Here is a 12,592-nt window from a genome sequence, read left to right as displayed (position 1 = left end):
GCGTCCGTCGCTAGTTGGTAGAGAAGCTGCAACTGGGGTGCGGGCGACAGCCAAGCTAGGGGATCCTGGCCTCCTCATCCCTGCGGCTATGGTAGTTGCGGATCGCCCGCCTGACCAAGGTGAGAAAGGCGTAGGCCCGTTGATCTGTAGGATCCAAGCGCATCACCGTTTGAAAAGCTTCTTCCGCCCGCCGCAGCACCTCAAGATCGATCTGGCCCTCGACCTCTGCTTCCAGTTGGGCCTTTTGCAACAGCAGGGCCCCCCGGTTGTAGTGGGCTGCAACATGGCCGGGATCCGCCGCCACCACCGCCTCCAGTTCGGCCAGGGCTGGATCCAGATAGCCACTCACACCCAGCACCCAGGCCAACTTATAGCGAGCCTCTGTGTGGGTAGGATCCTCGGCAACTGCCCGGCGAAATGCTTGAATGGCAGCCGGAAAATCGCCCGCCTGAACCGCTGCGATGCCTTCTTGGTAACTGTCGCTGGCCATAGGCAAGGTTGATCCCTGATCTGCAGCTTAGCCCTTTCTAGCTGGGATCTCCCAGTTTTCCCACCCAAATGTGAGAAGCGGTTCAGCGCTTTTCCCCCTGGGCCTGCCATCTGCAGCAGGGGAAACTGCCTCAGCAGGAGATCTGAGATTGCGCGAAGCCCGCTCCAGTAAAACTCTGCCCCTTCCTAGGCTGAACATAGCCACTGAATGTCAGGTCGAACCATGAACGCCAAACTGCTCTTCCTGCCCCTGGCTTTGGGGCTGTCGGTGGCGCCCACCGCCGCTGTTTTTCCCAAAACGCTGGGCATCTACCCCTCGCTGCAAAGGCTACAACTAGCTGACACTCGCCTAGAAACCGGGGCCCGCTCCATCCTCGTCAACCCTGTGCCTTCCGACTTGCAGGTGACCTTGGAGCTGGATCGGCGCGGCTCTAACCCCATCTACCGGCCTGGCGAGCCGATTCGCCTGACTCTCAGTACCAACCGTGACGCCTACGTCTACCTGTTTAGCATCCAAGCCGATGGACGCACTCACCTTATTTTGCCCAATCCCTTCTCAGGTGGAGAGGAGTTTCTGCGGGCCGGCGAAGTGCGCACCTTCCCACCCCCTGGCGCCAGCTACCGCCTGACCATTGCCCCGCCCTTTGGCCAAGCCCAAGTGTTGGCGGTGGCCTCCCCCCGGCCGCTCAACTTCCAGGAGATCGTCGCTTTTGAAGAGGGTGGATCCTTTGCCCATGTGCAGGTGGAGGGATCCAGACTAGGCGACGCCATCGCCCGCGCCATCCTCGTCGAGAAGATCCCTGCCCGCGAATGGGCGACCACCACTCGCTTCTATCGCGTCGCTCCTCGCTGAGCTCTCAGCTTAGAGCAAGGACGCCCAGCAGCCCAAACCTGCCCAAAAAAGGCAGCGCAGGCTCCCTGGCAAACACTCCGCGCCGCTGCCGCGACAGGGATAGACCGCCTTGTGGTAGGAAGCTCCTCTAGCTACAAGCTGTGGAAGATCCCTCACCCCCTAGGACTGGGGAGAACCTCAACGAAACTTAAGCCCAAGAGAAGAACAGCCGTCAAGCTCACGGCCAACATCAGACCAGCGGGCAGAAATTTGCCAGTTTTGCGGTAGCGCAAGGCAAAAAGAAGAGATCCCAGCGCCGCCGTCCCTAAGCCCAAGCCTAGGCCCCAACGGGGATCCGCTCCCAGGAGGACATAGCTAGCTCCGCTGAGAACCGCTCCCACCAAACCTCCAACTAAAGACTTGAGACTTTTGCCTCTTCTATAACCGACTACTCCGCCTACCAAAAGCAGCACCCCGTAGACGAGCAAAGTAATCCGTGCAATCGCCATGACAAGAAAAAAGTTTCCTACCTTGCTTTAGTCCACAAGAATTTCGCGGATTAGAGGCAGGCGGAGAGTAATGTAACGGTTGAGAACTGAGGGATCGACCGTGCTGAGGGCATATCTTTTCTGACAGGCATTCAGGAGGAGATTGACCAAGTCATCGTCACGCTGATTCAGCCAATCCGGTCTGCCGATCTCGCTGACCAAAGACCAAAATTGACGTATCATCTCAGGAGTCATGGCATCGTCCATCGCCTAGGGTAAGGGCTAAACTGCAAGAGTGAACCAGGCTAGCGATCCCATTCTAGGGAAAACAAGCGCTCCCCAGAACCGACATTTCAGCTCCGTCACAACTTAGGATAAGATGTTACGCTTCCCCACAAAGCTCAGCAAACAGCGACTACCTGCTTCAGAAGGCTTCAAGCTAAAACCTCCAGATCGCTAGCTCCAATAGCTACGAAACCATAGCTGGTACAATGACTCCCCTGGCAACTTTTTTTCTCTGTTTTACCTTACTTACCCAATCCTCAGCGCAGCCACCTTCCTTGTTCTGTCAGTCTAGAGCTTCCCCTTGGGGTTTACCCCCATGTATCTTACCTGTAGCCCCGTCTCATCCTCAGCTGAATTTGACTCTAAGCCTGGCTTCCCCCTTGTTGCTGGAGCAACTGCCTGATGACTACTAGCTGGCGCTGATAGACTCTCTACCTGCCGAGCAAGCTGCTTGCCTCCCTAGCCAACAAAGAGCAAATCTGGAAAATCGGGGCAAACAGAGCGCTTGCCTCTTTAACTCCTCCCTAGCCCAACATGAAGCGCGACTTACGGACTCCGTCCTGCTGACCCAAGAAGGCCTCCAGCTTGCTCTTGCAAGAAGACAGCTCTGCTGTCCGCCCTACCCTTGCCCGCTCTGCTTGGACTAGCGGTGTGGGGCACCAGGGACGACGTTTATCTCTCAGATAGCTCCTCATCTCTAGAGTGGATGATTACTCTTCCCCCCTGCCAATCCAAACTCAGGGGTTTCGCTTCTGCCTCGATACCTAGCTGGGCCCAGGCGCTGACCATGGCCGCTCCTACCCCTTCTCGCTCCTCAGGCGCACAGAACGCCAGGAGGGTAGGCCCAGCCCCGCTGATCACCACTCCGTAGGCTCCTGCAGCCAGGGCTGCCTCCTGGACTGCCTTGAAACCAGGGATCAACTCCATGCGGGCCGGTTGGTGCAGCCGATCCTGCAAAGCCACCCTCAGCCAGTCCACCCGCCCCAACTGCAAGCTGCGGATGAGCAGCCCCAGATGGCTGCTGGAAAAAACGGCATCGGCCAAGCTGACGGACTTGGGCAGGATCTCGCGGGCTGCCTGAGTGGAGAGCTTGAAGCTAGGCACCGCTGCCACGATCCCAATGCGCTCGTGCCACTCCACTGGGCAGAACACCCACTGCCCTTGCTCTCCCTGCACACAGAGCTGACAGCCGCCTTGAAGGGCGGGCACCACGTTGTCGGGGTGACCTTCGAGGGCAATGGCCAACTGGAGGAGGGTCTCGGAGGCTAGGTTAAGAGATCCAATGGCATTGGCTCCCAGCAGGCCGCCGACAATAGCAGTGGCAGAACTGCCCAGCCCTCGCGCCAGGGGCACGTTGAGGGTAATCTCAATTTCCACTCCCGGCACAGGCTTGTCCAGCAGCTCAAAGGCCCGGCAGAAGGCGCGATACACCAAGTTGTCCTTGCCCTGGCTGATAGGATCGCTGCCACGATAGTGAATGCTGAGATAGTGAATGCTGAGTCCAGCAGGGATCTCGCGAAACTGGAAGTGGTTGTAGAGCTGCAGGGCTGCACCCATGCAGTCAAACCCTGGCCCCAGGTTGGCGGTAGTGGCTGGGACAATTACCTCTACTCGCTCTTTGACCAAGGGAAAGCTCCTTAGCGAACAGCGGGCACCTCACACCTACTATCCTACAGACGGTGGATCTCAGGCTCTCAGGGCCTCAATGGGATCCAGTTGCGCCGCTTTGCGGGCGGGGAAAATGCCAAAGACCAGTCCAACCCCCGTCGAGAGGGAAAAAGATATGACCACTGCCACGGGATCGACAGTCGTGGCCAAGGGGGTAAACATTCGCACTGCCACCAGGAGGCCGCTGCTGAGGAGGATCCCGGCCACTCCCCCGCTGACGGCAATCAGGATAGCCTCGGCTGCAAACTGCTGCAAAATTTGCCGGCTGTCGGCCCCAATTGCCTTGCGCAGGCCAATCTCAGGGGTGCGTTCTGCCACCGAGATCAACATCACGTTCATGATCCCCACCCCACCCACCAGCAGCGAGAGCGCTGCTGTGCCGCTCAGCAGTACCCGCAGTAGAGTTAAAATCCTGGCTGCCCCATCCAGCAACACTTTCTGGTTGCGGATGACGAAGTCATCTTCTCCTATCAGTTGGTGCCGCTGGCGCAACAGGTTGCGGATCTGGAACTCAGCAGCCGGCAAATCTGCTTCGGAGCGGGCTGAGACAAAGATGGCCGTCAACTCCAGGCCATAGGGAGAGCGCCGTCCAACAAAGCGGTTGGCCACCACGTCTACCGGCAGAAACAGGCGGGCATCGTTGTTGCCAAACACTGTTGGCTTGGGGCGCAAAATGCCGACTACCTCAAAGGGCAAGTTGTTGAGCAGCAGCGTCTCTCCAATAGCGGCGGCGGGATCCAAGCCGAACAGCTCGCGGGCGGCCTCACTGCCCAGCACTACCACCGGGCGCTGCTCCTCAATGTCCGCTGGCAAGAGGAAGCGGCCCTCCTCGACCTCTAAATTCAGCACCGACAAATACTCCGGCCAGGTGCCTATGACCTCATAGCGGCGATCCACCCCGCCCCGCACAGCCCGCACATTGACCGCCAGGCTGGGGACAGCTGCCGATACCGCAGGCACTTCCGCAGCAATCGCCCGCAGGTCGTCGAGGGTAAGAGGACGGACGTTGCTGGCATCCGCTAGGCCAAAGCTGGAAGAGAAGACAATCAGCAAATTGGTGCCCAAAGCCCGAAACTGATCCACAGCCAGCTCCTGGGCAGCATGGCCAAAGCCAGCAATGGCTACCACTGCCGCGTTGCCGATGAGGATCCCCAGCATGCTCAAGCCTGTGCGCAAGCGGTGCCGTCGCACCATTTGCCAGGCCATTTTGGCTGCAACCAGAAAGCTCATGGGTGCGGCCTAACTCTCCCACTTCGGCTAGGACGGCGCTCTTGTGGAAGCAAACTCTGCAGGGTTACTCCTGGCGGCAGCGCCGTAAAGACCCGATCCCCCGCCTGCAGGCCGGAGAGGATCTGGGTGATCCCTCCCTGGGTGAGGCCCGTTTCTACTGGCCGATAGACAGGCCGCTGGGTTTGCGGATCCAACAGGATTACCCCCTCTTGGCCCCCCTCCCGCAGGATGGCCACCGAGGGCACCGTGAGGGCTTGGGGTTGCTGCTCCCCGAGAAAATCCACCGAGACGTTCATGCCAATGCGCAAAAAGTCTGCCCCCTGCTCCGGCTCGATCGCGACCCGAAAGACGGTGACCTCCCGCACCACCACCGTGGCAGGGGCAATCCGCTTCACTCGTCCCCGTACCACTCGATCCGGATAGGCCAGGGATCGGATCTCCACCGGCTGTCCCACCCGCACCTGGGCAATCTGCGCCTCCGGCACCTCCGCTCGCACCTCAATCCCCTGGGCCAGCGCCAGGATGGAGCTGGAGGAAGCAGCAGTGGCGTCGGAAGCTGCGGTTGTGGGAGTTACAAAGGATCCCACCTCGGCAAAGCGCTGCACCACCACACCGGAAAAGGGCGCCCGGATCTCGGCCTCAGCTAGGCGAGATTGCCGCTGGGCTAGCTCGGCTTGGGCCTGGGCAATCTGGGCTTGGATCTGCTGCAGCGTTTCTGGGCGGCTACCTAACCGCAATCGCTCCAACTCTTGTTGGGCAGCTTGCAAGTCCGCTTGCGCTTGTTCCAAGCGAGCTAGGCGTTGATCCAGCTCGCTGCGGGCTACAGCCCCCTCCTGCACCAGCGCCTGAATCCGTTCCAGCTCCTTTTGGGCCAAACTCACCTGCGCCTGCGCCGCATCCACCCTGGCCTGGGCTGCTGCGATGACCTGGGGTCGCTCGCCGGCTTGCAATTCCGCCAGGCGGGCCTGTAGCTCTTGGATGCGGGCTTGGGCTTGGCGAATGCCGCTAGTTAGATCGCCGTAGTCCATCCGGGCTAGCACCTGCCCTGCCACCACCTCATCTCCCTGATCCACCAATAGCTCCGCCAAACGGCCCGCCTCTCGAGGACCGACATTTACCTGGCGAATGGGCTGCACCTGGCCGCTTACCCGCAGCCGTTGGACTAGATCCACTACCTCGACGGGCACCGTCAACCTTTGTAGGCGCTGTACCCTCTGCTGCTGGAGGTACCGCTGAACCAAAATACCACCCCCTCCCAAGCTGGCCAGCAGCAGACCCAAGAGAATCCAGCCAGTAGGCCACCCTTTCCTAGGGGGTTCGGGCTGGAGCAGGGGTTGGTCTGCAGATTTGGCAGGGGGCAGGGATCCCGTCTGGGGCTTCACGGCGTCTCCCGCCTCTCACAAGAGCCTACAATCTAGCCTATCTAGCAAAGAGAGGGGCGCCAACGCAGTCTTGAGCTCCGGGGTCGTCCGGCCCTTCGAGACCTGTACAAAAAGCAGGGGGATTGCTACGATAGTTAGCCGCTGAGAGCGCGGGAAAGCCATGAACGCTCGCATCAACCCCGAGGCCATCCTCCGCCTTGTGGAGGCGGAATACCTGAAGCCGGACCTACCTGAGATCCACGTTGGGGATCAGGTGCGGGTGGGGGTACGCATTCAAGAAGGTGGCAAAGAGCGAGTGCAAACTTTTGAAGGCACGGTCATTGCCATGCGCCATGCGGGTCTCAACCGCACCATCACCGTGCGCAAGGTTTTCCAGGGCATTGGCGTGGAGCGCGTCTTCCCAGTTCACTCGCCGCGCATCGAGTCCATTCAGGTGCTACGGCGGGGCAAAGTGCGCCGCGCCAAGCTCTTCTACCTGAGGAAGCGAGTAGGCAAAGCCACGCGCATCAAAGCCAAGGAAGATCTCCAGGAGGAGGCCCTTTAAAGCTACAGGGAAACTTGCTAGGCTAGATAGAAAGCTAGTCTCTAGTGCGTCCTTAGTTCAGCTGGTAGAACGTCGGTCTCCAAAACCGGATGTCGGGGGTTCGAGTCCTCCAGGACGCGTTACTTAGAGCTCAAGCTGGCCTTTGCAGTGCAACCTGTATACTCTGCCAAGCTAGGCTTTACCGGCCTCTTTCTTGATCCGCTCCAATTCTGCCTGCAGCTCAGCAATCCGCTGGCGCAGTCGAGCTGCCTCTGACAGCTCAATGGCAGTGCTCCCTTCTGCCTCTGCCTCGCCCATATCTTCAATGGTGATTCTGCGGGGGCCACCGGCAGCCTTTCCCTCTTCCTTGCGGTTGACAGTGGCGGCAATAGCGTCCATGTAGGCTCGCGCCTCCTCGGCTCTCATTGCCCCCAGCTCTACCAATTCATCTACTAGAACCTGTACCTGCTTGCGCAGCTCCAGCAGGCGGTCTCTGGCATTCCCAGCCACCTTGGGGACATTGTCGGCAACTAGCGCCGCCAGACCCATGCCGAAGTAAAAGGCTTTTTGAGCCAAGTTGGCAAGGGGATTGTCTTTTTCAGCCATAGGGTGTGCCCTGCTAGTGCCCGTGGAACCCAGCTGCGGGAAAAGGGCGACCTGGGTTGACGCGCCTGCTCAGAGCATCCCGTAGTGCTGCTATCTTCCGATCCTGACACGGTTTGGGCGTCCGAGCCGCACGGACCCAGGTCTTCCAGTAGCCTAGCATTTTTTTTCCTGCTTGGCTTGCTGTCTAGCGGTGAGCCTAGGGAGTGCCTGGCGGCTCCAAATAGACTGGGATCCGCTCTCCCGCCCTCTCGCTGCGCTGTACCTCTTCTTTCTGAGCTTGAGGGATCGCCACGGGCAAGGTAACCGGCTGGGCAACAAAACAACTGGCCACCGGCAGGGCCTGCTCCAGTTCGTCGAGGGGGCGTGGGATCACGGCCACGGCGTTTAGCTCGCCAATGCGCTCTGCCTCGTACATGCCCGCATCGATGGCAATGGCCACGTTGGAGACCGTGCCGCGAATGATGACCGTACACAAGCCGTCGCCAATGGTCTCGTAGGCGGCTAGCTGCACATCGGCTGTTTTCAGCATTGTGTCAGCAGCCCCCACCATGGCGGGGAAGCCGCGGGTCTCCAGCAGGCCCACGGCTAGGTTGCTGAGGCGGCTGTAGCCCCGACTTTGGGCCAGTTGAGACAGCTTGCTGCTAATAGGCAGCACCACCTCTAGGTTGGGCAGGGGCCTTGGGATCACCAGACTGGAGATCTCCTCCTGGTTAAACTGGCGAGCCACTTCAATCCCCTCTTCGATGGCAATGCGCACATCGGCGATGTTCCCCCGCACAATTGCCGTGCAGTAGCCGCCGGAGATCTTCTCAAAGCCAATGAGAGTCACGCCGGCCGACTTGGTCATGGCGTCGGCAACGCGGACAATGACGGGGAAGCTGCGCGTCTGAATAAGGCCCAGAGAGGTGGACATGGCACTCTACTTCCTCGATGCCAGGGTAGCTCTCAGAACCGCCCATCCCGCGAGGAGAGAACCTGACGGTGAGGGTAGATCTTGCCCAACAGCCGCTCCAGCTCGGCACGGCCTGGGATCCCGTTGAGCTTGCCTGCCCCCTTTTGTTCTTGCGCTGGCTCCGCCGCTGCTTGCTCCTGAGGGGTTACCTCTGCCTTAGGAGAAGGAGGAGGGGTCTTGGCCTCAGACACTCCTTGGGCGGGGGCTGCGGGCAACTCTTGCACCCTCTCTGTCTCTTCTGGCTCTGTCTGGGTTACTCCAGTCGCCTCTTCCTCGCTTCCCCAGGTGGGATCCCCAAGTAGCGAGCCGGGAGGAATGACTGCCTGGCGGAGTATTGAACAGTTGAGCAGCGTGGCTTCCGAGCCAATGCAGGCATTTTCGCCGATGGTGCCTTGCCCAATCACCAGCACCCCCCTTCCCAAAGTAGCCCCCGCCTCCACAACCAGGGATCCCCCACAGGCGTGCAGGATAGATCCCGCGCCAATACAGACGCCCCGCCCGATGTGGATACGGCAGCCGGGATTGGCGCGCAGCAGCACCCCTGGGCCGATGCTTGCCTCCTCCTCTATGTCTACCTCACCACTGACAACGTAGTGGGCTTTACCGCTCTGCGCGAGCCAGGCTTGGGACCTGAGGGAGGTGGGCAGAGTGGAAGCCAAGGTGCTTCTCATCGCTAGGGGGCTGGCTGGAAACCAACCCGGAACTCCTCAAGGGGTTTGGATAATCTGCTCCAGCACCCGCCGCTTAGATTTGGGGTCAATGCCCAGCAGGCGCACGTACTCGCCGCGATGTTCCTCTAGGCAGGCCTCCAAGGCTGCTACCACTTGGTCCAATTGCGTGGCTTCAATGGGGCTACAGCTTTGCCAAGAGGAGGTGCGAAAGCGGCGCTTGTCAGCGTGTTCAGTGCCGATGCGGTAGCCCTGGCTAAGTAGTTGCTGGACTTGCGCCACCACCTCGCTGCTAAGTCGCCTAGGGGTGGAGGGAGGGGAAACTGCAGCCACCGGCGCTCCTTGAGCTGCTGGCGCAGAAGTGGGCGGCTTGCCACTGGGGGTCTGGATGAGGCGCTCATAGACCCGCTTTTTCCCTTTGGGATCGATCCCCAGCAGGCGCACGTAGTGGCCCTGGTGCTCTGCCAGCGCCGCCCTCAGCTCGGCCAACACCTCTGGCCCACGGCTAGCGCGAAGGACCGGCCCGCTCTGCCAAGAGGAAGTTTTGAAGCGGCGCTCGTCGGCATATTCGTAGCCGATGCGGTAGCCCTGGGCTAGTAGCCGGTGCACCTCTTCCTGCAGCTCCAAATCCGGGCTGCTGCTGTCCCCTGCCCCGGAAGCAGAAGTCGTGCTTATCGCCGCGCCCGCCTCCGCCGGACTGCTGCCCACCTGACCTTTGGGGGTCTGAATCACCTTCTCCAGCACCCGCCGCTTGGCTTTGGGATCGATCCCCAACAGGCGCACGTACTCTCCCGCATGCTCGGCTAGGGCTGCCCGCACAGCCGTTAGGATCTCCTGGACCGAGCCGCTGAAAGTACCCAAGGTCTGCCACGAAGAAGTGCGGTAGCGGCGAGCATCGGCCACTTCCAGGCCAACGCGGTACCCTTGGGCCACCAGGCTTTGGATCTCCTCCTCCAGACGCCATTCCCCCCTGCTGGAGCCTGGCATAGCCACCGAAAGGCGGCCAGAGGATCCCGAGGGAGTTGCGGGACCTTCTGGGGTTTGGATAATCTGCTCCAGCACCCGCCGCTTGGCTTTGGGATCGATCCCCAACAGGCGCACATACTCCCCGCGGTGGGCTGCTAGAAGAGCTTCCAGCGATTGCACCACCTCGGCCTCGTGGGTGCCGAGGATTGGGCCTTCGCTCTGCCAAGAGGAGACGCGGAAGCGGCGGGGATCAGCGTATTCCAGGCCCACCCGGTAGCCTTGGGCCAAGAGGGCGCGCACCTGCTCCACCACCTCTGGACTTAGAAGGGATCCGCTGCCGTTGTGCCCATTGGCAAGAGAGGAGGAAGAACCAGAAGCGCGGGCTTGCATCAGCTCGTTGCGAATAGGAGCAATACAGACGAGGTTCTCGCTGCAGTGGTAGCCCTCCAGCAGGGCTTGGTTAATGCCGATAACGTGCTGAGCAAACTTGGCATCGCTATCTTGGACATCCGGTAGCCGGTCAGCCTCAGCTTGGTTGGTGATGATGGAGCCGGAGCGCACATATTTGCCCGGCGGGATCTCCACATCCTGGATGAGGCAGTGCAACATGATGATGCAGCCATCTCCCACCCGCGCATTGAACACGGTGGAGCGGAAGCCGATGAAGCAGTTGTTGCCTATATAGGCTGGCCCGTGGATCAAGGCCATGTGGGCAATGGAGGTGTTCTTGCCAATCCACACCGAGTAGGGCTGGCCATCTTCCCCAATGACCCGCCCTTGCTCCAGGCCGTGGATCACCACCCCATCCTGGATATTGGAGCCGTCGCCAATGTAGAAGGGGGATCCTTCATCGGCGCGGATGGAAGTTCCAGGGGCGATGAGCACCTGAGCGCCGACGCGCACATCCCCGATGAGATTGGAAAAGGAGTGGACGTAAGCAGAGGGATGAATGGTAGGCTCCGCCAAGCGACGTGACCAGGGCGTTGGCGGCGCAGCGTAGGTTTGAGCAGGCATAACCGTGAGCCTCTAGACCCAATCAAAGAGGAAAGGGAAGGATCCCAGCTAGCGTTGCTCGCGCTTGTTGTAGACGGAGCGACCGTCAATGCTAACGGTGTCAATAATGGCCATCACCACAGCATCCAGAGGGCGGGTTTCGTTTCCCCGCGGTTGGCGAGCCGCGCTACCTTGGCTGACCAGCACCCATTCCTCGGCGCCGGCTCCCACTGGGTCAGCAGCCACAGCATAGTCCGGCTGCGGCCGGCCTTCGAGATCGACATACTGCACCACCAGGAACTTCACGCCCGTCAGGCTGGGATCCTTCTGGGTGCTGGTGACGGTACCCCGTACAATCGCAATACGCATCTAGGGACGCGTGAAGGGACGAATGGCATTGACCCCTTCGCGGAACTGGGCCACATCCTCGGTGTAGCGAATGGGCAACACGTACTCCAGGTTTTCGTGGGGACGGGCAATGATGTGCCAGGAGAGCAGCTGGCCGCCGTTGACCCGCTTCACGGCTTCGATGCCAGCAGCTACCGAGGCCTGCACCTCAGAGACATCGCCCCGCACGATCACGGTGACGCGCCCACTGCTGATTTTCTCGTAGCCCACCAAGGTGACGCGCGCTGCCTTCACCATGGCGTCGGCCGCTTCCACTACCGCTGGGAAGCCCAGCGTTTCAATCATTCCAACTGCGATGGCCATAGGGACTCCTTACGCTGAGATGGGTTAACCAGCTTCCGGGCTAGGTGCGAAACTGCTCCACCGCTTCGGTGTAGCGAATGGGCAGCACGTACTCCAGGTTTTCATGCGGCCGAGCAATGATGTGGTGGGAGAGCACCTCGCCACCGCTTACCCGCTTGGCAGATTCCAAACCGGCAGCTACCGAGGCCTGCACCTCGGAGACGTCACCCCGCACGATCACAGTGACACGCCCGCTGCCAATTTTTTCGTAGCCCACCAGCGTGACACGCGCCGCCTTCACCATGGCGTCGGCTGCTTCTACTACTGCTGGAAACCCCCGCGTTTCAATCATTCCAACTGCAATAGGCATATCAACTCTCCACCCCTTTGAACGCCTAGTTCCTAAGCACCGTGAAGTTCAACCTAGCAGCTACTGTCTTGCCGATTGGCTGGCTGCTAGGATCTGGCTACTTCGTTGACCTCAAGTGAAGATCCTTCTGTCTCTGCCTCACCTGGTGATCCCTTCAGGAAAACCAACCCTGACTGACCTAGACGCTTCCTCCCCCCTTTTTGCCCAAGAAAGACCTGCTTAGCAACAGACCTCGGACTAGGTTGGGACGAGCCACTAGGAGTCATCGGGATTTCAAGGGAGCCATCGCGCAGCAAGGCAAAGCTATCAACTCTGAGCTCAACCTATCCCTTGCTGAAATCATACAGAGAATTCGGCTGAGATAGCTCAGAGCGAGGATCTCCGACCTAAGCAGAATGATATCCCCAATCATCCCGAATAAAAATCAATATTCTTAATTGGAGTGATAGC

The 12,592-nt window shown here is 60.0% G+C and carries 15 protein-coding genes, 1 tRNA gene and 1 other RNA gene; 3 read left to right on the top strand and 14 right to left on the bottom strand.

Annotated elements, in window-relative coordinates; all coding sequences use genetic code 11:
* Positions 1 to 55 precede the first annotated feature (55 nt).
* Entirely contained in the window at positions 56 to 490 is a 435-nt protein-coding gene (locus NW804_RS03905) for a tetratricopeptide repeat protein (RefSeq protein ID WP_414422907.1), read from the bottom strand.
* A gap of 222 nt (positions 491 to 712) precedes the next feature.
* Between NW804_RS03905 and NW804_RS03900 the strand changes: the two genes are divergently transcribed.
* Positions 713 to 1,342 carry a DUF4384 domain-containing protein gene (locus tag NW804_RS03900; protein ID WP_414422906.1) on the top strand — a complete coding sequence of 210 codons (630 nt, stop codon included), beginning with the start codon at positions 713 to 715 and terminating at the stop codon, positions 1,340 to 1,342.
* Between the two features lie 152 nt (positions 1,343 to 1,494).
* Here the strand turns inward: NW804_RS03900 and NW804_RS03895 are convergent, their stop codons facing one another.
* From NW804_RS03895 to NW804_RS03875, 5 genes are all read right to left on the bottom strand, one after another.
* Positions 1,495 to 1,830, bottom strand: a complete 336-nt coding sequence (locus NW804_RS03895; protein WP_414422905.1) for a TMEM14 family protein — start codon at positions 1,828 to 1,830, stop codon at positions 1,495 to 1,497.
* 27 nt (positions 1,831 to 1,857) lie between these two features.
* The gene (locus NW804_RS03890) at positions 1,858 to 2,064 is read right to left on the bottom strand and encodes a hypothetical protein (protein ID WP_414422904.1); all 207 of its coding nucleotides are present in this window, start codon (positions 2,062 to 2,064) and stop codon (positions 1,858 to 1,860) included.
* 702 nt (positions 2,065 to 2,766) lie between these two features.
* Positions 2,767 to 3,720, bottom strand: a complete 954-nt coding sequence (thrB, locus tag NW804_RS03885) for a homoserine kinase (RefSeq protein WP_414422903.1) — start codon at positions 3,718 to 3,720, stop codon at positions 2,767 to 2,769.
* Between the two features lie 60 nt (positions 3,721 to 3,780).
* Positions 3,781 to 4,992, bottom strand: coding sequence for an ABC transporter permease (locus NW804_RS03880; protein ID WP_414422902.1), 1,212 nt, complete (start codon positions 4,990 to 4,992; stop codon positions 3,781 to 3,783).
* Entirely contained in the window at positions 4,989 to 6,374 is a 1,386-nt protein-coding gene (locus NW804_RS03875) for an efflux RND transporter periplasmic adaptor subunit (protein WP_414422901.1), read from the bottom strand. The genes NW804_RS03880 and NW804_RS03875 overlap by 4 nt, the downstream gene beginning before the upstream one ends.
* A 160-nt stretch (positions 6,375 to 6,534) precedes the next feature.
* On the opposite strand from NW804_RS03875, the gene rplS reads away from it, so the two are divergent.
* On the top strand, positions 6,535 to 6,918 hold the full coding sequence (gene rplS, locus NW804_RS03870) for a 50S ribosomal protein L19 (protein WP_414394941.1): 384 nt from the start codon (positions 6,535 to 6,537) through the stop codon (positions 6,916 to 6,918).
* A 46-nt stretch (positions 6,919 to 6,964) separates the two neighbouring features.
* A tRNA-Trp gene (locus tag NW804_RS03865) sits at positions 6,965 to 7,037 on the top strand.
* 52 nt (positions 7,038 to 7,089) lie between these two features.
* On the opposite strand, the gene NW804_RS03860 is transcribed toward NW804_RS03865, so the two are convergent.
* The 8 genes from NW804_RS03860 to NW804_RS03825 all read right to left on the bottom strand — a co-directional run bounded on the left by NW804_RS03860 (position 7,090) and on the right by NW804_RS03825 (position 12,142).
* On the bottom strand, positions 7,090 to 7,503 hold the full coding sequence (locus tag NW804_RS03860) for a hypothetical protein (RefSeq protein WP_414420798.1): 414 nt from the start codon (positions 7,501 to 7,503) through the stop codon (positions 7,090 to 7,092).
* A gap of 45 nt (positions 7,504 to 7,548) precedes the next feature.
* An RNA gene (gene ffs / locus NW804_RS03855) (signal recognition particle sRNA small type) lies at positions 7,549 to 7,646 on the bottom strand.
* A 53-nt stretch (positions 7,647 to 7,699) separates the two neighbouring features.
* Positions 7,700 to 8,416: a carbon dioxide-concentrating mechanism protein CcmK gene (locus NW804_RS03850; RefSeq protein WP_414394944.1), complete on the bottom strand. Its 717-nt coding sequence runs from the start codon at positions 8,414 to 8,416 to the stop codon at positions 7,700 to 7,702.
* A 32-nt stretch (positions 8,417 to 8,448) separates the two neighbouring features.
* A complete protein-coding gene (locus NW804_RS03845) occupies positions 8,449 to 9,126 on the bottom strand; it encodes a hypothetical protein (RefSeq protein ID WP_414422900.1) in 678 nt (225 codons plus the stop codon).
* A gap of 36 nt (positions 9,127 to 9,162) precedes the next feature.
* Positions 9,163 to 11,103, bottom strand: a complete 1,941-nt coding sequence (locus tag NW804_RS03840) for a ribulose bisphosphate carboxylase small subunit (protein WP_414422899.1) — start codon at positions 11,101 to 11,103, stop codon at positions 9,163 to 9,165.
* A 48-nt stretch (positions 11,104 to 11,151) separates the two neighbouring features.
* Complete coding sequence (locus NW804_RS03835; RefSeq protein WP_414394949.1) at positions 11,152 to 11,451, bottom strand: EutN/CcmL family microcompartment protein; 300 nt, start codon at positions 11,449 to 11,451, stop codon at positions 11,152 to 11,154.
* Entirely contained in the window at positions 11,452 to 11,793 is a 342-nt protein-coding gene (locus tag NW804_RS03830; RefSeq protein ID WP_414361188.1) for a carbon dioxide-concentrating mechanism protein CcmK, read from the bottom strand.
* Between the two features lie 40 nt (positions 11,794 to 11,833).
* Complete coding sequence (locus NW804_RS03825) at positions 11,834 to 12,142, bottom strand: carbon dioxide-concentrating mechanism protein CcmK (RefSeq protein WP_414361187.1); 309 nt, start codon at positions 12,140 to 12,142, stop codon at positions 11,834 to 11,836.
* Positions 12,143 to 12,592 lie beyond the last annotated feature (450 nt).

The organism is Synechococcus sp. WC10meta (genome assembly GCF_047461475.1).
This window is presented reverse-complemented; position numbering and strand designations above follow the sequence as displayed.